Source organism: Streptomyces sp. IMTB 2501 (genome assembly GCF_001953885.1).
GTDB lineage: Bacteria > Actinomycetota > Actinomycetes > Streptomycetales > Streptomycetaceae > Streptomyces.
Genome location: NZ_MQUS01000024.1, coordinates 92,699 through 113,324 on the forward strand (window position 1 = coordinate 92,699; position 20,626 = coordinate 113,324).

17 protein-coding genes are annotated in these 20,626 nt (G+C 71.0%); 6 read left to right on the top strand and 11 right to left on the bottom strand.

Translation table 11 applies throughout. From position 1 onward, the window contains the following. Nucleotide 1: 1 nt before the first annotated feature. Nucleotides 2–1,573 (top strand): NADH-quinone oxidoreductase subunit M, encoded by a 1,572-nt coding sequence (locus AV521_RS33145; protein ID WP_076093716.1) that lies wholly within the window; start codon nt 2–4, stop codon nt 1,571–1,573. Next, nucleotides 1,570–3,219 carry an NADH-quinone oxidoreductase subunit NuoN gene (gene nuoN / locus AV521_RS33150; protein WP_076093717.1) on the top strand — a complete coding sequence of 550 codons (1,650 nt, stop codon included), beginning with the start codon at nt 1,570–1,572 and terminating at the stop codon, nt 3,217–3,219. Before AV521_RS33145 ends, nuoN begins: the two co-directional genes overlap by 4 nt. Nucleotides 3,220–3,291: 72 nt before the next feature. Here nuoN and AV521_RS33155 read toward each other — a convergent pair whose 3' ends face one another. After that, nucleotides 3,292–3,894: a Uma2 family endonuclease gene (locus AV521_RS33155; protein WP_076093719.1), complete on the bottom strand. Its 603-nt coding sequence runs from the start codon at nt 3,892–3,894 to the stop codon at nt 3,292–3,294. A 211-nt stretch (nt 3,895–4,105) separates the two neighbouring features. On the opposite strand from AV521_RS33155, the gene recQ reads away from it, so the two are divergent. Beyond that, nucleotides 4,106–6,088 carry a DNA helicase RecQ gene (gene recQ, locus AV521_RS33160; protein ID WP_179023567.1) on the top strand — a complete coding sequence of 661 codons (1,983 nt, stop codon included), beginning with the start codon at nt 4,106–4,108 and terminating at the stop codon, nt 6,086–6,088. A gap of 57 nt (nt 6,089–6,145) precedes the next feature. Here the strand turns inward: recQ and AV521_RS33165 are convergent, their stop codons facing one another. The 10 genes from AV521_RS33165 to fahA all read right to left on the bottom strand — a co-directional run bounded on the left by AV521_RS33165 (nt 6,146) and on the right by fahA (nt 16,794). Beyond that, nucleotides 6,146–8,911: a fumarate reductase/succinate dehydrogenase flavoprotein subunit gene (locus AV521_RS33165; protein WP_076093721.1), complete on the bottom strand. Its 2,766-nt coding sequence runs from the start codon at nt 8,909–8,911 to the stop codon at nt 6,146–6,148. Nucleotides 8,912–8,922: 11 nt separating this feature from the next. Next, on the bottom strand, nt 8,923–9,714 hold the full coding sequence (locus tag AV521_RS33170) for an ABC transporter ATP-binding protein (RefSeq protein ID WP_076093723.1): 792 nt from the start codon (nt 9,712–9,714) through the stop codon (nt 8,923–8,925). After that, a complete protein-coding gene (locus AV521_RS33175; RefSeq protein ID WP_256725770.1) occupies nt 9,698–10,612 on the bottom strand; it encodes an ABC transporter permease in 915 nt (304 codons plus the stop codon). Before AV521_RS33175 ends, AV521_RS33170 begins: the two co-directional genes overlap by 17 nt. Beyond that, the gene (locus tag AV521_RS33180; RefSeq protein WP_076093725.1) at nt 10,609–11,952 is read right to left on the bottom strand and encodes an ABC transporter substrate-binding protein; all 1,344 of its coding nucleotides are present in this window, start codon (nt 11,950–11,952) and stop codon (nt 10,609–10,611) included. Before AV521_RS33180 ends, AV521_RS33175 begins: the two co-directional genes overlap by 4 nt. 14 nt (nt 11,953–11,966) lie before the next feature. Beyond that, entirely contained in the window at nt 11,967–12,194 is a 228-nt protein-coding gene (locus AV521_RS33185) for a ferredoxin family protein (RefSeq protein WP_031166915.1), read from the bottom strand. 47 nt (nt 12,195–12,241) lie between these two features. After that, on the bottom strand, nt 12,242–13,030 hold the full coding sequence (locus AV521_RS33190) for a GntR family transcriptional regulator (protein ID WP_076093728.1): 789 nt from the start codon (nt 13,028–13,030) through the stop codon (nt 12,242–12,244). 132 nt (nt 13,031–13,162) lie between these two features. Further along, entirely contained in the window at nt 13,163–14,101 is a 939-nt protein-coding gene (locus AV521_RS33195) for a M56 family metallopeptidase (RefSeq protein WP_076093730.1), read from the bottom strand. Between the two features lie 205 nt (nt 14,102–14,306). Next, nucleotides 14,307–14,693: a GntR family transcriptional regulator gene (locus AV521_RS33200; protein ID WP_076093732.1), complete on the bottom strand. Its 387-nt coding sequence runs from the start codon at nt 14,691–14,693 to the stop codon at nt 14,307–14,309. Further along, nucleotides 14,690–15,469, bottom strand: a complete 780-nt coding sequence (locus AV521_RS33205; RefSeq protein ID WP_076093734.1) for a hypothetical protein — start codon at nt 15,467–15,469, stop codon at nt 14,690–14,692. Before AV521_RS33205 ends, AV521_RS33200 begins: the two co-directional genes overlap by 4 nt. A gap of 107 nt (nt 15,470–15,576) precedes the next feature. Continuing rightward, the gene (fahA, locus tag AV521_RS33210; RefSeq protein ID WP_076093736.1) at nt 15,577–16,794 is read right to left on the bottom strand and encodes a fumarylacetoacetase; all 1,218 of its coding nucleotides are present in this window, start codon (nt 16,792–16,794) and stop codon (nt 15,577–15,579) included. 306 nt (nt 16,795–17,100) lie between these two features. Between fahA and AV521_RS33215 the strand changes: the two genes are divergently transcribed. From AV521_RS33215 to AV521_RS33225, 3 genes are all read left to right on the top strand, one after another. Continuing rightward, on the top strand, nt 17,101–18,345 hold the full coding sequence (locus tag AV521_RS33215) for an ATP-grasp domain-containing protein (protein ID WP_076093808.1): 1,245 nt from the start codon (nt 17,101–17,103) through the stop codon (nt 18,343–18,345). Nucleotides 18,346–18,390: 45 nt separating this feature from the next. Next, nucleotides 18,391–19,593 (top strand): FAD-dependent oxidoreductase, encoded by a 1,203-nt coding sequence (locus tag AV521_RS33220; protein ID WP_076093810.1) that lies wholly within the window; start codon nt 18,391–18,393, stop codon nt 19,591–19,593. A gap of 134 nt (nt 19,594–19,727) precedes the next feature. Then, nucleotides 19,728–20,540 (top strand): HAD family hydrolase, encoded by an 813-nt coding sequence (locus AV521_RS33225; RefSeq protein ID WP_076093738.1) that lies wholly within the window; start codon nt 19,728–19,730, stop codon nt 20,538–20,540. Nucleotides 20,541–20,626 lie beyond the last annotated feature (86 nt).

Here is a 20,626-nt window from a genome sequence, read left to right on the forward strand (position 1 = left end):
GATGTCCTTTCCTCTGCTGACAGCGACGGCGGCCCTCCCGGCCGTAGGGGCCGTCGCCACGGCCGCCGTACCGGCCGCGTGGCGCACCGCCGCCAAGTGGCTGGCACTGCTCGTCTCGCTCGCCACGCTCGCCCTGGCGAGCACCGTCCTGGTCCGCTTCGATCCGAACGGCGCCCGCTACCAGCTCACCGAATCCCACGCCTGGATCAAGGACTTCGGGGTGCGGTACGAGGTGGGCGTCGACGGCATCGCGGTGGCACTGATCGCGCTGACCGCCGTACTGATCCCGTTCATCATCCTCGCCGGCTGGCACGACGCCGACCCGCTGGAGACCGGCAGCCGGCGCTGGCGGCCCACCCAGGGCTTCTTCGCGCTGATCCTCGCCGTCGAGGCGATGGTGCTCATCTCCTTCGAGGCCACCGACGTCTTCGTCTTCTACATCTTCTTCGAAGCCATGCTCATCCCGATGTACTTCCTCATCGGCGGCTTCGGAGACCGCGCCCACGCGCAGGGCGAGAAGGCGGCCTCGACGCAGCGGTCGTACGCGGCCGTGAAGTTCCTGCTCTACAACCTGGTCGGTGGCCTGATCATGCTGGCCGCGGTGATCGGCCTCTACGTAGTGGCCGGAAACTTCAGCCTCCAGGAGATCGCACAGGCTCGTGCCAACGGCTCGCTGCACATGGCGACGAGCACCGAACGCTGGCTGTTCCTCGGCTTCTTCTTCGCCTTCGCGGTCAAGGCGCCACTGTGGCCGCTGCACACCTGGCTGCCCAACGCCATGCAGGAGTCCACCGCCCCGGTCGCCGTCCTCATCACCGCGGTCGTCGACAAGGTGGGCACGTTCGCGATGCTCCGCTTCTGCCTCCAGCTGTTCCCGGAGGCCAGCAAGTGGGCGACGCCCGTCATCCTCGTGCTGTCCCTGATCAGCATCGTCTACGGCGCACTGCTCGCCGTCGGCCAGCGGGACATCAAGCGCCTGGTGGCGTACGCGTCGATCTCGCACTTCGGCTTCATCATCATGGGCATCTTCGCGATGACCAGCCAGGGCCAGTCCGGCGCCACGCTCTACATGGTCAACCACGGCATCTCCACGGCCGCGCTGATGCTGGTCGCCGGCTTCCTGATCTCCCGGCGCGGCTCGCGGCTCATCGCCGACTACGGAGGCGTGCAGAAGGTCGCCCCGGTGCTCGCCGGCACTTTCCTGATCGGCGGCCTCGCCACCCTCTCGCTGCCCGGACTCGCCCCGTTCGTGAGCGAGTTCCTGGTCCTGGTCGGCACGTTCGCGCGCTATCCGGTGATCGGCGTCATCGCCGCCTTCGGCATCGTCCTCGCCGCGCTCTACACCCTCGTCCTGTACCAGCGGACGATGACGGGCCCGGTGAAGCCCGAGGTCTCGGCGATGCCCGACCTACGCGCGCGTGAACTCGTGGTCGTCGCCCCGCTGATCGTGCTGCTGATCTTCCTGGGCGTCTACCCGAAGCCCGTCACGGACATCGTCAACCCGGCGGTCAAGCAGACGATGTCCGACGTACACAAGACCGACCCCAAGCCCTCGGTGGAGGCGGCCAAATGAGCACAACAGCCGTCCACAGCCTGTGGACAACCGCGGCCGACCCGATCTCGAAGATCCCGGCACCGAAGATCGAATACGGACAATTGTCGCCGACGCTGATCGTCGCCGGTGCGGCACTGGTCGGCGTGCTGATCGAGGCGTTCCTCCCGCGCAAGTCCCGTTACTACGCACAGGTGTTCGTGTCTGTCGTGGCCCTGTGCGCCGCGTTCGCCGCGGTGGTCGCGCTCGCGGCCGACGGCTACGGCACCACGAAGGCGCACATCGCGGCGATGGGCGCGATCGCGGTCGACGGGCCGTCCCTGTTCCTTCAGGGCACGATCCTGCTGGCCGGTCTGGTCGCCCTGTTCACCTTCGCCGAGCGGCGCCTGGACCCGGCCGCGCACGGCAACCGCGTCGACTCCTTCGCCGCGCAGGCCGCCTCGGTACCGGGCAGCGACAGCGAGAAGGCCGCGGTGAAGGCCGGCTTCACCACCACCGAGGTCTTCCCGCTCCTCCTCTTCGCGATCGCCGGCATGCTGGTGTTCCCCTCGGCCAACGACCTGCTGACGCTGTTCGTGGCCCTGGAGGTCTTCTCCCTGCCGCTGTACCTGATGTGCGCGCTGGCCCGCCGCAAGCGGCTGATGTCGCAGGAAGCCGCGGTCAAGTACTTCCTGCTCGGCGCCTTCGCCTCCGCCTTCACCCTGTTCGGCATCGCCCTGCTGTACGGCTACGCGGGCTCGGTGTCGTACGCGCGCATGGCCCAGGTCGTCGACGGCACGGTCACCAACGTCGACCCTGCGCTGGCCAACACCATGGGCAACGACGCACTGCTGCTCCTCGGCAGCGCCCTGATCGTGATGGGCCTGCTGTTCAAGGTGGGCGCGGTCCCGTTCCACATGTGGACGCCGGACGTCTACCAGGGCGCGCCGACGCCCGTGACCGGCTTCATGGCGGCCGCGACGAAGGTGGCCGCGTTCGGCGCGCTGCTGCGCCTGCTGTACGTGGTCCTGCCGGGCATGCGCTGGGACTGGCGGCCGGTCATGTGGGCGGTGGCGATCATCACCATGCTCGGCGGTGCGATCGTCGCGATCACGCAGACCGACATCAAACGGCTGCTGGCATACTCGTCCATCGCGCACGCCGGATTCATCCTCGCGGGTGTCATCGCCACGTCGAAGGACGGCGTCTCGTCGGTCCTCTTCTACCTGGCCGGCTACTCCTTCGTGACGATCGGCGCCTTCGCCGTGGTCACGCTGGTCCGCGACGCGGGCGGCGAGGCGACCCACCTGTCGAAGTGGGCGGGTCTCGGCCGCCGCTCCCCACTGGTGGCCGCGGTCTTCGCCGTATTCCTCCTGGCCTTCGCCGGCATCCCGCTGACCTCCGGTTTCGCCGGGAAGTTCGCCGTGTTCAAGGCGGCGGCGGACGGCGGTGCGGCCCCGCTGGTCGTGGTCGGTGTGATCTCCTCGGCGATCGCCGCGTTCTTCTACATCCGAGTGATCGTGCTGATGTTCTTCAGTGAGCCGACGCCGGAGGGCCCCACCGTGGCCGTACCGTCCCCGCTGACCATGGCGGCGATCGCCATGGGCGTGGCGGTGACCCTGGTCCTCGGCGTGGCCCCGCAGTACTTCCTGAACCTGGCCAGCCAGGCGGGAGTGTTCGTGCGCTGACGCTCCGCTCGGACATGCCGCTGCCCGGCACCCTCCTTCACGAGGGTGTCGGGCAGTGGCATGTCTCCGGAGTCACTGATTCCTGTCGCGGCGCGTCTTGATCTGGGCGAGATCGAGATCAACCGGGAACGGCACGTCCAGCTTCATCCGCTCGCGGAAGATGCCCGTACTGGTGTAGGCGCCGGTCGTCGGCTCCAGCTCGAACACATGTACAGCGGCCCGGCCCTTCTCGTTCTCGACCCGCCAGTATTGGGGGATCTTGGCTCGGGCGTACATGATGGGCTTGGCCTCGCGGTCTCGGGAGACGGAGTCCTCGGAGGCGGCCTCGATGGCCAGGACGACCGATTCCGCCGGGAGGCGGGTCTGGTATGGGTCCTCCACCACGTCCGCGCGCACAACGACCACGCCCGGCTCGGGCCGGTTTTGATCGTCCAGGTCGATGGTGAACTCACGGAACACCTCGAGCTCCTCAGGTGCCAGTGACTGGAGCTGCCACTTGAAGAAGTCGATAGTGCGCTCGTGAAAGATGGTCCGCGGACTCGCGAAGACCAGGCTCCCGTCGATCAATTCCGTGTGCGGAGGAAGATTCGGAAGCCGGTCCAGGTCGTCGGCGGTCCAGCCGCCCTCCGGCGGCATCGGCCAGCTGGACGCGGACGCCTTCGGTGCGACGCTCATCGGTGCTCCCATGGGACGGAGTCTCACCGGTGCCTTCAGACTATTGGCGGGAAACGGGCAGGTCTCCTGCGAACCTGTGAACGACCATCGTGTCCTTGACGTGCGATGGCTCGGGGAGCCTGTGGATAAGTCCGTGGCTGTCGGTCCGGGCCCCTATCGTGGATGCAGCGGTCGAGAGACGACACACGGGGGACCGGCGGGGGACAGGACGATGGGCGTGACGGGCGGGATCAGCGAGATGCCACAGGTGACCGAGGGGCCGGGTGCGGCCGACAGCGAGGCGCTGGCCACGCTGCACCGGGTCTTCGGATACGAGGCCTTCCGGGGCGAGCAGGGAGCGATCATCGAGCATGTGGTGGCGGGCGGAGACGCCGTCGTCCTCATGCCGACCGGCGGCGGCAAGTCGCTCTGCTATCAGATCCCGGCCCTGGTCAGACCCGGTACAGGCGTGGTGATCTCCCCGCTGATCGCCCTGATGCAGGACCAGGTGGACGCCCTGCGCGCCCTTGGCGTGCGGGCCGGCTTCATCAACTCCACGCAGGACTTCGACGAGCGGCGCGTCGTCGAGGCCGAGTTCCTGGCCGGCGAGCTGGACCTGCTGTATCTGGCGCCCGAGCGGCTGCGGCTGGACACATCCCTCGACCTGCTCTCGCGCGGCAAGATCTCCGTCTTCGCGATCGACGAGGCGCACTGCGTGTCCCAGTGGGGCCACGACTTCCGCCCCGACTACCTCGCCCTGTCCCTCCTCGGTGAGCGCTGGCCGGACGTCCCGCGGATCGCCCTCACCGCCACGGCCACCCGCGCCACGCACGAGGAGATCACCCAACGGCTGAACCTGCCGACGGCCCGCCACTTCGTCGCCAGCTTCGACCGGCCCAACATCCAGTACCGGATCGTGCCCAAGGCCGACCCCAGGAAGCAGCTGCTCGCGTTCCTCAGGGAGGAGCACGCGGGCGACGCGGGGATCGTCTACTGCCTCTCCCGGAACTCGGTGGAGCGGACGGCCGAGTTCCTGACCGCCAACGGCATCGAGGCGGTGCCCTATCACGCGGGCCTGGACGCGGGCATGCGCGCCGCGCACCAGTCACGGTTCCTGCGCGAGGAGGGCCTGGTCGTGGTGGCGACCATCGCCTTCGGCATGGGCATCGACAAGCCGGACGTACGGTTCGTCGCCCACCTCGACCTGCCGAAGTCGATCGAGGGCTACTACCAGGAGACCGGTCGCGCGGGCCGCGACGGGATACCGTCCACGGCCTGGATGGCATACGGCCTGAACGACGTCATACAGCAGCGCAAGCTGATCCAGTCAGGCGAGGCCGACGAGGCGTTCCGCCGCCGGGCCGCCGCTCACCTCGACGCCATGCTCGCGCTGTGCGAGACGGCCCAGTGCCGCCGTGGCCAGCTGCTCGCCTACTTCGGCCAGGACCCCGACGCGGCGGGCTGCGGCAACTGCGACACCTGCCTCACCCCGCCGAAGACCTGGGACGGCACGGTCGCCGCGCAGAAGGTGCTGTCGACGGTGGTACGCCTGCAGCGCGAGCGCGGGCAGAAGTTCGGCGCAGTACAGATCGTCGACATCCTGCTCGGCAAGCGCACCGGCAAGGTCATCCAGTTCGACCACGACCAGCTGTCCGTCTTCGGCATCGGAACCGACCTCACCGAAACCGAGTGGCGGGGCGTCGTCCGGCAGCTGCTGGCGCAGGGACTGCTCGCGGTGGAGGGGGAGTACGGCACTCTGGTGCTCACCGAGGCGAGCGGCACCGTACTGCGGAGCGAGCGGGAGGTGCCGCTGCGCAAGGAGCCGAAGAAGCCGGCCACCTCCCGCTCGCGCTCGACCGGCGCCTCCGGTGGCGACCGCAAGGCCAAGGCCGCCGCGGCCGAGCTGCCCGGCGAACTGCTGCCCGCCTTCGAGGCACTGCGCGCCTGGCGAGCCGAACAGGCCCGTGAACAGGGTGTACCGGCGTACGTCATCTTCCACGACGCCACGCTGCGGGAGATCGTCAGCCGTCGCCCCGCTTCGGTGCGTGAGCTCGGCACGGTGAGCGGTGTGGGCGAGAAGAAGCTGGCGACGTACGGCGAGGGCGTGCTGGCGGTGCTGGCCTCCCTGGACGGGTCGGCTCCGGCTGCCGGTGGCGCACAGGACGCCGACTGGCCGGAGCCGGACGAGGAGCCGGGGCCCGACGACTGGATATAGCCGACTGGACGTGGACGACTGGCTTCCGCGAGCCGGTCCGAGGCGATGCCGGGGGTGTCACAGTCCTCGCGCGGCGTAAGCCCTGACGTCCGCGTCCGAGTCGGCCGTGGCGGTGGCAAGGGCCGCGCTGGCCTCCTCCGTGGCCCGGTGCCGGGTCAGGGCCAGCACCGCCGCCTTGCGCACGTCGGCGTTCGGGTCGGCCAGCGCCTTGGCCAAGGCGGGTACGGCGGTCTCCGCGGCCGCGGCCGACAGCGCGGTGGCGGCACCGGAGCGGACCTGCCACGCCGGGTCGGACAGTGCGGCGACGGAGCGGGCGGCGAGCGGGGCCGGGCAGCCGGTGCCGGCGAGCGCGGCGAGCGCGGCGCCGCGCACCAGCGGATCGGTGTCCTCGGAGAGCCGGTCCAGGGTGGCGGTGAGCAGCTCGCGATCGGCTTCGGTCAGGGACGCCGAGCCGACAGAGGCCAGAGCCTTGGCCACGGTGACCCGGACCTCCCGGGAGGGATCGTCCGCGGCGCCCGCCAGCGGCCGGACCGCGTCGACGGAGACGAGCGCCCGTACGGCCTCGGTACGGACGGCGATGTCGGGGTCGTCCAGCGCCGCCGCGAACACCCCGGCCTCGCCGAGCCGCAGGGCGCGCAGCACATCGAGGGCGGCGGCACGGACCACAGGGTCGGCCGTGGCGAGGGCACCGGTGAGCGCGCTGCCCAGGGCTGCTTCGGGCGGCAGGGTCTCGACCAGTTCGCGCAGCGAGGCAGCGGCGGTCGCGCGGACGTCGGTGTCGGGATCGGACAGGGCTCCGGCCAGGGCCTGTCCGGTGCCGGGCGGCACGGTCTCGGTGAGGACCGAGACGGCCGTACGGCGGACGGCGGCATCCGGATCGGTCAAGTACGGCTCGACCAGGCCGAGTTCGGGTTCCATCTCGGCGAGCCTCAGCAGCTCCAGCAGCCGGGGTGAGGCGGTGCCCGGCGCGCCGCTCCGGTCGGCGGAGGCGGCGGTACGCGCGGACGTCGGTCCCGCGGCGACCGGCGCCACCTGACGCGGCCCGGCCGTGGCCACGTGCTCGGGACGGACCTCGCCGATCCGCCGGGAGGCACCGCCGACCGGCGTGAACTCCTCGACCGGGACCAGATACGGAGCCACGGGACGGGCCGTGAACTCCATCGCACCAGAGGGGGACTTGTGCAGATCGAGATGGTGGAACCAGGAGACGTCGTCGCGCCCGGGGTGGTCGAGGCGGTCGTGGTAGAGGCCCCAGCGGGACTCGGTGCGGGCAAGAGAGGCACGGGCGGCCATCTCGGCGCAGTCCCGGATGAAGGTGACCTCGGCGCAGCGCATCAGCTCGTGCGGGGTGCGGGCGCCCATGGCGGCGATGTCGGCGCGCATCCGCTCGAAGGCCTCCAGGGCGAGGGAGAGCCGCGCACCGGACTTCGGCGGTGCGACGTAGTCGTTCACGAAGCGGCGCAGCTTGTACTCGACCTGGGGCTGCGGCGGGCCGTCCGGGTTGCGCAGCGGGCGGTAGATCAGCTCGTGCGCCTCGCGGACCTGGTCCGTGGGCAGTTCGCCGTCGTACGCCGTGTACTGGGCGGCGTCCGCGCCCGCGAGGTCACCGAAGACGAAGGCGCCGATCATGTAGTTGTGCGGGACGCAGGCGAGGTCCCCGGCGGCGTACAGGCGCGGGACGGTCGTACGGGCGTGGTCGTCGACGCGGACGCCGGAGGCGGAGTGGCCGCCGCACAGGCCGATCTCGGAGATGTGCATCTCGACGTCGTGGGTGCGGTAGTCGTGCCCGCGGCCGGCGTGGAAGGTGCCCCGGGTGGGCCGCTCCGTGGAGTGCAGGATCGACTCCAGCGCGGAGACGGACTCCTCGGGGAGGTGACTGAGCTTGAGGTAGACCGGGCCGCGGTCGCTGGCGACCTCCGCGGCGAACTCGGTCATCATCTGCCCCGACCAGTAGTCGGAGTCGACGAAGCGCTCGCCGTGCCGGTTGACCTGGTAGCCGCCGAAGGGGTTGGCGACGTAGGCGCAGGCCGGGCCGTTGTAGTCCTTGATGAGCGGGTTGATCTGGAAGCACTCGATGCCGGTCAGCTCGGCGCCCGCGTGGTAGGCCATGGCGTACCCGTCGCCGGCGTTGGTGGGGTTCTCGTAGGTGCCGTAGAGGTAGCCGGAGGCGGGCAGGCCGAGCCGGCCGCAGGCGCCGGTGGCGAGGATGACCGCGCCCGCGCGGACGGTGACGAAGGCGCCGGTGCGGGTGTGGAAGCCGGCGGCACCCATGGCCCGCCCCCCGGCGGTCAGGACCCGGACCGGCATCACCCGGTTCTCGATCCGGATCCGCTCCCGCATCTCGCGCCGCCGCAACTGCCGGTAGAGGACCTTTTTGACGTCCTTGCCCTCTGGCATGGGCAGTACGTACGAGCCGGAGCGATGGACCTGGCGGACCGCGTACTCTCCGTGCTCGTCCTTCTCGAACTTGACCCCGTACGACTCCAGCCGCTGGACCATCGCGAAACCGCGGGTCGCGGTCTGGCGGACGGTGGACTGGTCGACGATGCCGTCGTTCGCGCGAGTGATCTCGGCGACGTAGTCGTCGGGTTCGGCACGGCCCGGGACGACCGCGTTGTTGACACCGTCCATGCCCATGGCGAGCGCGCCGGAGTGGCGGACGTGGGCCTTCTCCAGCAGCAGGACGTTCGCGCCGCGCTCGGCGGCGGTCAGGGCGGCCATGGTGCCGGCGGTGCCGCCGCCGATCACGAGGACGTCGCAGGTCAGCTCCTCGGCGTCAGCGACGGCGGGAATCTCCGAGGGGGTGGCGGCGGGGCTGGTCACCGGGGTGCCTTTCAGGAGCCGAGCGAGGTGAGGATGTCGCGGCGCAGGGCCACGCGTGCGGGGGCGTCGACGGCCCCACGGTCGCGGGGCCCGGGTACGTCGCGGACGGCGGCCACCCGGCCGGAGCCGAGCAGGGCCACGCGGTCGCCGAGGAAGAGGGCCTCGTCCACGTCGTGCGTGACGAAGACGACGGTCGCGCCCGTGCCGCGCAACACCTCCACCAGCAGGTCCTGCATGCCGGAACGGGTCTGGGCGTCGAGGGCACCGAAGGGCTCGTCCATGAGGACCGCGCGCGGGCTGTCGGCCAGCGCGCGGGCCAACTGGGCCCGCTGGCGCTGCCCGCCGGACACCCGGTGCGGCAACTGCCCTGCCTGCACGCTGAGCCCGACGCGAGCAAGCCAGGACTCGGCCCGGGAACGGCGTTCGGAACGCGGTACGCCGCTGATGGCGAGCGGCAGCTCGACGTTCGCGCGCAAGGTGCGCCAGGGCAGCAGCGCGTCCTCCTGGAAGACCAGCGCACGGTCGGCCGACGGCCCGGTCAGCGGCACGCCGTCCACCTCGGCCGCGCCGCCCAGCGGAGGCAGCAGCCCGGCGAGGGTGCGCAGCAGCGTGGACTTGCCGCAGCCGGAGGGGCCCACGACGGTGAGGATCTCGCCGGGGGCCACCTCCAGGTCGACGTCGTGCAACACGGGCGCATCCGGGCGGCCGAGCACGGCGGACCGGAAGACGAGCCGGGTACCGCGTGCGGTCTCCGCCGCCGGCGCGGCTAGGGGAGCGGTTACGGTCTCAGACGAGTTGCTCATCAAGGGCCTCCTCGCTGTCCTTCTGACCCTGCTGCTCGGACTGGGCCTGGTGCTCGGAATCGCCGTCGGCGCGAACGGGGGCGGCGACACGCCCGGGCGTGCGGGTGCGGCCACCGGGGACGTACGAGGCGCGGGGCAGCCAGCGGGTCAGGCGCCGGCCGAGAAGTTCCACGGCCGTGGAGGTGACCCAGCCGAGGACGCCGATCGTGACCATGCCGACGAAGACGTCGGGGTAGTTCACCACCGTGTAGTCCTGCCAGGTGCGGTAGCCGACCCCGTACTGGCCGGAGATCATCTCGGCGGAGATCACGCAGATCCACGACACGCCGATACCGACCGACAGCCCGCCGAAGATGCCGGGCAGCGCGCCGGGCAGCACGACCGAGGCGAGGATCCGCAGCCGTCCGCCGCCCATGGTGCGTACCGCCTCCTCCCACACAGGGGTCAGCGCGCGGACCGCGTGCCGGGTGGAGACCAGTACTGGGAAGAAGGCCGCGGCGCAGGTGATGAAGACGATGCCCTGCTCGTTGGAGGGGAACAGGAGGATCGCCACCGGGACGAGGGCGATCGCCGGGATCGGGCGGATCACCTCCAGGACCGGGCCCAGCAGATCCTCGGCGAGGCGCGAGCGGGCCACGAGTACACCGGTCGCCACGCCCAGGACGGCGGCGAGCACGAAGCCGGTGAGGATCCGGGTGAGGCTGTCGGTGAGGTCGGTCCAGTAGTCGCTGCCGGAGAGCCGGCCAGCGAAAGCGCGGGCCACGTCGGTGACCGTCGGGAACTGCGAGAAACGCAGCCACAGGTCGACGTCCAGACTTGTCAGCAACTGCCACAGGCCGAGGAAAGCGGCCAGGGAGGCCGTCCGCAGCGCATACCGGGCCAGGGGCCGCCGGGTCATGAGGCCTGCTCCAGAGCATCGCGGTACGACACGGTACGGGCGCCGTCGTGGGCGGTGACGTAGGCCTGCGCGGTCGCAGGGGTGACGAAGGGGAGCAACTGGTTGCCGTCGGCCACCCAGACCGCCTTGTTGGCGAACCACAGGGTGCCGGTGGTGGCGTCCGGCACGTAGGCGGCGCGGGTGCCGTTGCGGTGCCCGGCCAGGTACGCCAGCAACTCCTTCGCGGACTTGAAGGAGATGGTCTCCTCGCTGCCCTTGGGCCACACCTCGCTCGCGGCCGGCGCGGGTGATGCGTTGAGCTGCTGGGTGTACGCGGAGCCGAGGGCCTTCTTGACGTACTGGTCGTCGACGAAAGAGGCCACGTCGATGTCGCCGGTCAGCTTGGCGGCCTTCAGCACGGCCACGTCCTGCTTCAGCGCGGAGACGAGTTGGGGCTTGACGGCGGGGTCGAAGGTGGCGATGCCGTGGGCGCCGTTGTAGAGGTAGACGACCTCGGCGGGAAGGCCTGTGGCCTCGGCGACCTTCTCCGCCGCGGCGACGGGGCGAGTGTTGAGGTAGTCCGTTGCCTCCTCCTGGGCCTTGAGGAAGGCCTCCAGGACGGCCGGGTACTGCTTGGCGAAGTCCTCGCGTGCGGTGACGCCGTGGAAGGTGGGGAGGTTCAGCTGGGCGCCGTCGTACAGGGCCTTCGCCTTGCCCTGGTAGGCGAGCAGGCCCGGCCAGGCGACGAACTGCGACAGGGCGTCCACACTGCCGGCGGAGAGCGCCGAAGCGCCCACGGCAGGCTGCTGGTTGAGTTTGGAGATGCCCTTGTCGGGGTCGATGCCGGCGCGCTGCAGGGCCCGGACGAGGGTGCCGTCGGCGGCGGAGCCGACGCTCGTGGAGATCTTCTTGCCCTCCAGGTCCTTCAGGCTGGTGAGTTGCGAATCGGGCGCGGTGACGACGGTGTTGAGGCCGCCGCGCAGGTTGTAGCCGGTCACCGAGACCAGCTGGGTGGGGCGGCCGAGCTGCTTGCCTCGGGCGGCGTTGAGCAGCAGCGGGAAGTCACCCATCGAGCCGATGTCGATCTTGCCGGCAGTCATCTGGGCGGTGATCGGGGCGCCGGTGGCGTAGTCCTGCCAGTCGACCTTGTAGGTGTGGCCGTCGTGCAGGGAGTTGAGCTGCTTCTCGAAGGAGCCGAGGGAACGCAGCAAGGTGCCCGCGGTTACGGTGTTGATGGTCTTGGACTGGTAGCCGACGGTCACGGTGACTGTGGAGCCGTTGCCCGCCTCGGCACTGCCGCCGCAGGCGGACAGGGGAAGGAGGAGCACGGCTGCCGCTGCGGTAACTGCCTTTCGTTTCATGATGGTTGTCCCTCTCACCGCAGCAGATAGGGCATGTTGACCGTGACGGCTCCGGTGGGGCAGCGGGCCGCGCAGGGGCCGCAGTACCAGCACTCGTCGACGTGCATGTACGCCTTGCCGTTGGTCTCGTCGATGGCGAGGGAGTCCAGCGGGCACATGTCCACGCAGAGGGTGCAGCCGTCGATGCACTTCGACTCGTCGATGGTCACGGGCACGTCGGCCCGCTGGGGCGCCAAGGGCATGGCTGTCTCCAGGAAACGTGCAGGCAGGGATGTGTGCAGGCGGAGGACTACGACCGGTGGAGCAGGCCGCTCATGGTGATCCGGTCGCCGCGGAAGCGGATGAACTCCAGGTCGACGGGGCGGCCGTCGGCGAGGTGGGTGAGGCGTTCCAGCATCAGTACGGCGGCGCCGCGCGGGGCCTGGAGCACGGCGGCGGAGTGAGTGTCCGCGTTCACCGCCTCCAGGGTGATCTCGGCGTGGCCGAGGCGCTGGCCGGTGATGCCTTCCAGGAGGCGGAAGACATCGGTGTTCTCCAGGTCGGCGCCGAGCAGGGCGGTGCCGATGTCGAGCGGGATGTATGTGAGGTCGAGGGAGAGGGGGAGGCCGTTCAGGCGGCGCAGGCGCTCGATGTAGAGGACGTCGGCGCCGGCGGGGACGCGGAGGCGGTCGGCCACCGGGGCGGGGGCGGGTGCGGGTCCCATCGTGCGGACCTCGTTGGTGACGTGGCCGTGTTCGCGGAGGGTTTCCGCGAGGCCCATCAGGCGGTCGAGCCCGTGCGGGTACTTCTGGGCGACGACCACGGTGCCGACTCCGGGCAGCCGTTCCACCAGGCCTTCGGCCCGGAGGAGGTCCAGGGCCTGGCGGACGGTGTTGCGGGAGGCGCGGTAGTCGACGGAGAGGGTCGACTCGTGGGGGAGGGGGCCGTTCTGGAAGGCGCCGGTGAGGATCTGGTGGCGCAGCAGGTCGGCGAGTTGCCGGGCCCGGTCCGCACGCAGCCGGCGACGCGTGCGGTGGGCGGCGACGGTGGTCGCGGCGCCCTGACCGGCGTGGTCGCGGGGGCGGTCGGTGGGTGGCATGGCTGGAACCATACCGATGCGATAGGGAAAGTCGTGTTGCTGAAGTGTTGCGCCAGGTACGGGGGCGTTGGATGCCTGGCTGAGCTGTGGCTTTCCGTCAAGGGCGGGAAGATCTGCCACCCGGTGGGACGGTCAGGACAGTGCCGTCAGTCCCGGAGCGAACGTGATCAGGAGCGGTAGCAGCGGCACCAGGGCGGCCACCGTCGTCGTCAGGGCCCGGTGCCGGCGCAGCAGCCGGGGCGGCGGCTCCAGCAGGCGGTTCACGCGCTCGCCGAGCAGTCGGCGGCTGGAGTCGCAGGACAGGACGCCCCGGTGCTGGTTCAGCTCGATCAGCGCGAGGGCCGTGGTGAGGTGGCCGCAGCGGCGGGACGCCGTGTCATCGGCGGCCAGCTCGACCAGGCGGTGCGTCTGGTCGCAGAAGTGCGCGAACAGCGGCACGCGCGGGAAGCCGGTGGCGAGCGCCGTGGACAGGTGCAGCAGCCAGTCGTGGTGGGCACGCGCGTGCCCGCGTTCGTGGGTGAGGACGGCGTCCAGCTGGTGGTCGGTGAGGCGCTGCAGCGCCCCCGTGGTGACGACCAGCTGCGGCGGGTGTCCCGGCATCCACCAGGCGTCCGGATACTCGTCCTCCAGCACCAGCATGGGGCCGCGCGCCGCCGGCAGCCCGGCCGGCAGGTCGGGGGCGCGCTCGCGCAGTTGCGCGCGGGCCTGGCCGCGGCTGCGGCGCGCCTCGACGAGTTCCCGGGCCAGCATCGCCGTCGTCCAGGCCGCCCCGCAGGCCAGCAACACGGTAAGGGCGGCGGCCCACACCGGCGCGGAGGAGAGGTCGTAGGCGGCGGTGACGGACGGCGGCGCGGGGGCGAACACGCGGTCGCGGACGGTGTGGAAGACGGCCGTCGTGCCCAGGACCAGGGCGGCCAGGCAGCACAGCAGGACAGTGGCGACCAGGCACTGCCACACCCACAGCGCGACCACGGGTTCCCGGTCGGGCCAGGTGGCACGGGTCAGCGCGCGCGGTGCCGGCAGGGCGGCCGTCAGGGCGACGACGCTCAGCAGGAGCAGGCAGACGGTCATGCCGGGGCTCCGGTTCCTGGTCGGAGAGTTGTGCGGGTGTCGGGTGGTGCGGGGCGATGCGCCGAGGGCGCGTCGCGTGGTGCGTGTCCGCCCAGTATGACGGTGAGGGGCCGCGGGAGGCAGGTCTCGGCAGCGATCCTTCCCGCGGTTTCCGCCGCCTGCTCTCCCGCATGTCCGGCTTGCCCGCCCCAGGGGAGTGGGGCTCTTACGTCTTCCGCTCCCGCAGGGCTTGCCGTACGGCCTCCAGGATGTCGTCCTCTGCGAACTCCAAGGCCACCGCCCAGGCCACGAAGTCCCTGGTTCCAGCCGCGAGTTCCGCTGTCTCGCGGCGGCGGGCGCCCGGTGGCGGAGGGGCCACGCGCGTGCCCGCGCCGCGCCGGGTCCGGATCAGGGACGCCGCCTCCAGTGCGCGGTAGGCGCGGGCCACGGTGCCCGCCGCCAGGCCAAGGTCCGCGGCCAGCTGCCGTACCGTCGGCAGCCGCTCGCCCTCGGCCAGCCGTCCGCTGCTGATCAGGGCGGCGAGCTGGGTGCGGATCTGCTCGTACGGCGGGACCGGGCTGGTCGTGTCGACCCGGACGGCTGCGCCACTCACCGGCGCACCGCTCGGTCCGCCCGGCGGAGCCGTCCCGCCCGGGGCGAGCAGACGGTGAAGAGCAGCCACGGGGCGGTCACCAGCGAGACCAGGGCCAGCGGCACCAGGAACACGGTCGACACGGTTCCCGCGGTCCCGTCGCAGCTCATGCTCATCAGGGCGGCCGAGGCCGTCACGGCCGCGCCCAGCAGCGAGGTGGAGACGACGATCCCCCAGGCGGCCACGATCGCCAGCGAGCGGTCACGGCGGGACTGCTCGTCGCCGGGCCGGGTGGCGATGCGCCGCAGTGACCAGCCGCAGGCGCCCGTGGCGACGGCGAGGGAGGCCAGCATGGGCAGGCCGTAGTACAGGCCGGGCCAGGGGCCGTGCGCCTCGGTCACCCCGTGGCAGGTCAGGGTGAGTCGGCGGCCCGCCCGTCCCAGGTCGTCCGGTGAGGCCACCGCGCCTGCCGTCGCGAGCAATGCCGTCAATGCGACCGAGAGGACGGCCAGCAGCGCGGTCATCCGGGGCGGTACGTGGTCGCGGACCCGGCGCGGTTGGAGCCCGGCGGTGCGGACGGCTCCACGGGCCGGCACGGTCAGCGCGTCGCCTGCCAGGACGCCGGCGGCCGCGCACAGTCCGAACGCCGGGGCGGCGTACAGGACGCCGTTGCCGTGGTCGAGGGGGGACAGCAGGCAGGTTGCCAGGGCGCCCGCGGCGACCCCCGTCCAGCGGGCGTAGCGGTCGACCGGCCCCCGTGTGGCGGCCGAGGAGAGGGTCACGTCGAAGTCGGTCATGGAAGTCCCCGTGGAAGCACGTCTTGTACTCACCGCTTGTATCAAGCGGTGAGTACAAGATGCCGACTCCGTCAGGTTTGTGTCAACCTCTTGCTACAAGGTGGCGTTCACCCCGCCACGACCCGCCCGCTGACCTCCCCCAGCCCGACGCGGCGCCCGTCCGGCCCGGGAGCCCAGGCCGACAGGGTCACCACGTCGCCGTCCTCCAGGAAGGCCCGCTTGCCGTCGGGGAGTTCGAGGGGGTCTTGGCCGTTCCAGGTCAGCTCCAGCAGGGAGCCGCGCTGGCGTTCCTCGGGGCCGCTCACCGTGCCTGAGCCGTACAGGTCACCGGTGCGCAGCGAGGCGCCGTTCACCGTCATGTGGGCGAGCTGCTGGGCGGCGGTCCAGTACATCGTCGAAAAGGGCGGCTCGGAGACCACATGGCCGTTGATCGCGACGGAGATGCGCAGGTCGTAGCCGCCGGGCTCGATACCGGGCGCCGAGTCGTCCAGATAGGGCAGCAGCGGGTGCGTGCGCTCGGGAGGCGCCACGCGCGCGTGCTCCAGTGCTTCCAGTGGGGTGATCCATGCCGACACCGAGGTGGCGAAGGACTTGCCGAGGAAGGGGCCGAGGGGGACGTACTCCCAGGCCTGGATGTCCCGCGCGGACCAGTCGTTCAGCAGGCAGAGGCCGAACACGTGGTCTCGGAAGTCGGCCAGCGCGACCGGGCTGCCCAGCGCGGAGGGCACGCCCACGACGAAGCCGACCTCGGCCTCGATGTCCAGCCGGACCGACGGGCCGAAGGCGGGCGCCGGATCGGTCGGGGCCTTGCGCTGCCCGGACGGCCGTACGACGTCCGTGCCGGAGACCACCACTGTGCCGGAGCGGCCGTGGTAGCCGATCGGCAGATGCTTCCAGTTGGGGGTGAGGGAGTCCGCGGCGTCCGGGCGGAAGATCTGGCCGACGTTTCGCGCGTGGTTCTCCGAGGCGTAGAAGTCGACGTAGTCCGCCACCTCGAAGGGCAGGTGCAGGGTCACCTCGGAGAGATGGCGGAACAGCGGCTCGATCGCCTCGTGGTACGCGGGGTCCGTGATCCAGGACGTGATCACGCGCCGTACGTCCGACCAGACCGGGCGGCCGGCGGCGAGCAGCGCGTTGAGGGTGGGCCGCGCGAGCAGGGAGTGGTACGGCGAGCCCAGGGCGGCGGCCGCGGCGCCCGCGTCGAGGACGTGCTCCCCGAACCGGACACCGACCCTCCGTTCCGTGCTGCCGGACGGCGAGAACACGCCATAGGGGAGGTTGTGCGGGCCGAAGGGGTTGCCCTCGGGGACGTCGAAGGGGGGCATGGGGTACTGCCTCACTCTCATCCGGGCCGTGCGTGGCGATGCGTTCCATGTGGTCGCGCCACACGTTACGGCCGCAACGCGTGTCTTGGGCAGTGCCTCGGACGGCACCCTCAGGGGTGTCCGAAAGGCGTGCGTAGTGATGTCTTCGAAAGGTTGCTCGCACCCTGTCTAAAGAGTTCGCAATGTCCGAATAGGCCTTGTCGGAAGGGGCAATTCCGGCTTAGCGTCCTTTGGGGACACGGACGGGGTGGGTCCGTTCCAATGGGGGGACACGTGGGGGGACCCGTGGCCGAAAGTGTCGTCGGTGTGCCGTTCGAGGCGGACCGTGAAGTGCCGGGACTGATCGTCAAGTTCGGCGACTATCCGCTGCATCATGGCGGCGTCGGAGCGATCCGCAGCCTGGGCCGGCTCGGCGTGCCCATGTATGCCGTCACCGAGGACGCGTACACGCCCGCGGCCTCCTCGCGTTATCTGAAGAAGGCCTTCGTGTGGCCGACGACCGGTGCGGAGGATCCGGGCCGCCTGGTCGAGGGACTGCTGCGCATCGGCCGCCGTATCGGCCGCCCCAGCGTCCTCGTCCCGACCGACGAGGAGGCTGCCGTACTGATCGCCGAGCACCAGGACGAGCTGGCCGGATCCTTTCTCTTCCCGCGGGTCGACCCCGAGCTGCCGCGCCGGCTCGCCAGCAAGCAGGGCCTGCACGAACTGTGTGTGGAGCACGGCATCGCGAGCCCCGCGTCGGCGTTCCCGGAGTCGTACGACGACATCGTCGCCTTCGCCGACACGGCCCGCTTCCCGGTGGTGGCCAAGAACCGCGAGGCGTTCGTCCGGCGCAGCAGGCCCGCAGTCAACGGCACCACGAGGATCGCCACCCGCGAGGGCCTGCTCACCCTCGCGCGTGACTGGGGCGACGAGCCGGGCGTGATCCTCCAGGAGTACCTGCCGCGCGAGGAGGCCGAGGACTGGATCGTGCACGCCTGCTTCGACCAGGACTCCAGCCCCCTGGCGCTGTTCACCGGCGTCAAGGTCCGCTCGTGGCCGCCGCACGCCGGCATGACGGCGAACGCGTACGTGGTCGACAACCCGGAACTCACCGACCTCGCCGCGCGTTTCATCAAACAGATCGGCTACAGCGGCATCATCGACCTCGACCTGCGCTTCGACCGGCGCGACGGCCAGTACAAGCTCCTGGACTTCAACCCGCGCATGGGCGCCCAGTTCCGCCTCTTCGAGAACGAGTCGGGAGTGGACGTCGTACGCGCGATGCACCTGAATCTGACCGGCCGCGCCGTACCGGAGGGGGAGCAGCGCGCCGGCCACCGCTACATCGTGGAGAACATCGACCTCCCCGCCCTTCTCGCCTACCGCCGCAGCGGCTATACGACGCCGCACGCGCCGGCCCGGGCGAGCGGGACGGAGCTGGCCTGGCTCGCGGGTGACGACCCGCTGCCGTTCCTCACGATGCTCGCCCGCTTCGTGCGCCCGGGCGCGAAGCACCTCTATCAGCTGTGGCGGACCAACCGCCGCGGCAGCAGCACCTCCACGAAGTAGGCAAGGCCACCAAGAGTGGCGCACCGTGTCCTGGGGAGGGACTTCGTGACTCGACCGGTTGCAGTCATCGGGGCCGGGCCGTTCGGCCTGTCCACCGCCGCCCATCTGCGGGCGCGCGGCATTCCCGTCCGCGTCTTCGGTGACCCCATGGTCAGCTGGCGCGATCACATGCCCGACGGCATGCTCCTGAAGTCGACACCCGCCGCCTCGAATTTCGACTGCCCGCAGCCCGGCCACGCCCTCGCCGACTACTGCGACGCGGCCGGGATCCGCCGCCTGGTGACCGACGAGGACATCATCCCGGCGGATACGTTCATCGGCTACGGCGAGTGGTTCCAGCAGAAGCTGGTCCCCGACCTGGAGCGGGTGCGGGTCGTCGCCGTGGACCGCGCCAGGAGCGGAGGCTTCGAACTGAAGCTGGACTCGGGTGAGATGTTCACCGCGCGCGCGGTCGTCGTCGCCACCGGACTGTCGGGCCTCTCGCACCTGCCGGCGGAGTTCGCGGGCGCCGCGGCGGACGGACCGGCACCCACGGGCCCGGTCTCGCACAGCTCCCAGCACCACGACCTGAGCCGGTTCGCGGGCAAGGAGCTGATCGTGGTCGGCGCCGGCCAGTCCGCGCTGGAGACGGCGGCGCTCGCCGCCGAAGCGGGGGCACGCGTGCGTGTCGTCGCGCGCGGCCGCGGCCGGGTCGCCTTCGGCGCCCCGCCCTGGGAGCAGCCGAAGCTGCGCCCCGAGTCCCCCTTCGGCAACGCGTGGTCGCTGTGGGCGCTCAGCTACTACCCGCACCCCTACCGCTACCTGCCCGAGGCCATCCGCCACTACCTGGTCCGCCGCGTCCTCGGACCGCTCGGCGCCTGGTGGCTGCGCGAGCGTTTCGAGAGCGCCGTGCAGGTGCAGGAGGTCGAGCGGGTCGTGGCTGCCGAGGTGGCGGACGGCAGCCCCGTCCTCACGGTGCGTACGCACGGCGGGAGCACCGAGCGGCTCACCGCCGACCATGTCATCGCGGCCACCGGCTACCGCGTCGACATTGCGGCGATGGACTTCCTCGGCCCCGAACTGCGCACCCGGCTCGCGGTGAGCCGTGGCACACCCAAGCTCGGCCCCGGCTGTGTCTCCTCCGTGCCCGGCCTGTACTTCACCGGCCTGCCGGCGGCGTCGTCGTACGGCCCGGTGATGCGCTTCGTCTGCGGCACGGAGTTCGCCTCCCCGCGGCTGACGAAACACCTGGCGGCGGCCTTCGGCTGAATCCGAGCAAGGCCGGCGCGAGCACTTGAGGACGTCAGCAAGGAGGCGGTGGGTACCACTTGGGGATGATCAGTACGTAAGTACGCAGGACGACAAGATGAGTCGGCGGGGCGCGGTATCCGTATTCTCTGATCATGGCAGCCTCCCCCGCATGTGCACTGATCGCCACCGACCTGGACGGAACGCTGCTGCGCGGCGACGACACCGTCTCCGAACGGTCGCTCGCCGCGCTCGCGCGGGTGGCGCGGGCCGGTGCCCGGCACCTGGTGGTGACGGGCCGCCCGGCCCCGCGGGTTCGGCCCCTCCTCGCGTACCTCGGCTGCACGGGGCTCGCGGTGTGCGGGCAGGGCGCACAGGTCTACGACGCCGGATCCGGGCGCCTGTTGTGGTCGGTGCGGTTGGACCGGGAACTGGCCGAGACCGCGCTCGGCAAGATCGAGGCGGAGGTGGGGCAGGTCTACGCGGCCGTCGACCAGGACGGCGTCGACGGGCTCACGCTCATCGAGCCCGGCTATCTGATGCCGCACCCGACCCTGCCCGCGGTGCGGGTCGGCCGGCGTGACGACCTGTGGTGCGAGCCCATCAGCAAGGTGCTGCTGCGCCATGCCACCCTGTCCGACGACGAGTTGGCCGCCATCGCGCGCGCGGTGGTGGGCTCGCTCGCGACGGTCACCATGTCGGGGCCGGGGACCGTGGAACTCCAGCCGTCCGGGGTGACGAAGGCGACCGGTCTCGCACTGGCCGCCGAGCGGCTCGGCATCGCCGCACAGGAGGCCCTGGCGTTCGGCGACATGCCCAACGACATCCCGATGTTCGACTGGGCCGGACACGGGGTCGCCATGGCCAACGCACATCCCGAACTCAAGGCGGTGGCCAATGAGATCACCCTGTCGAACGAGGCCGACGGCATCGCGGTCGTCCTCGAAAGACTGTTCCCGACCGACTGACCGGCACATCAGTACACGACCGATGGAACCGCACATCGGCACACGGCCGATCGACCGGCACATCGCTACCCGACCGGCTGACCGGC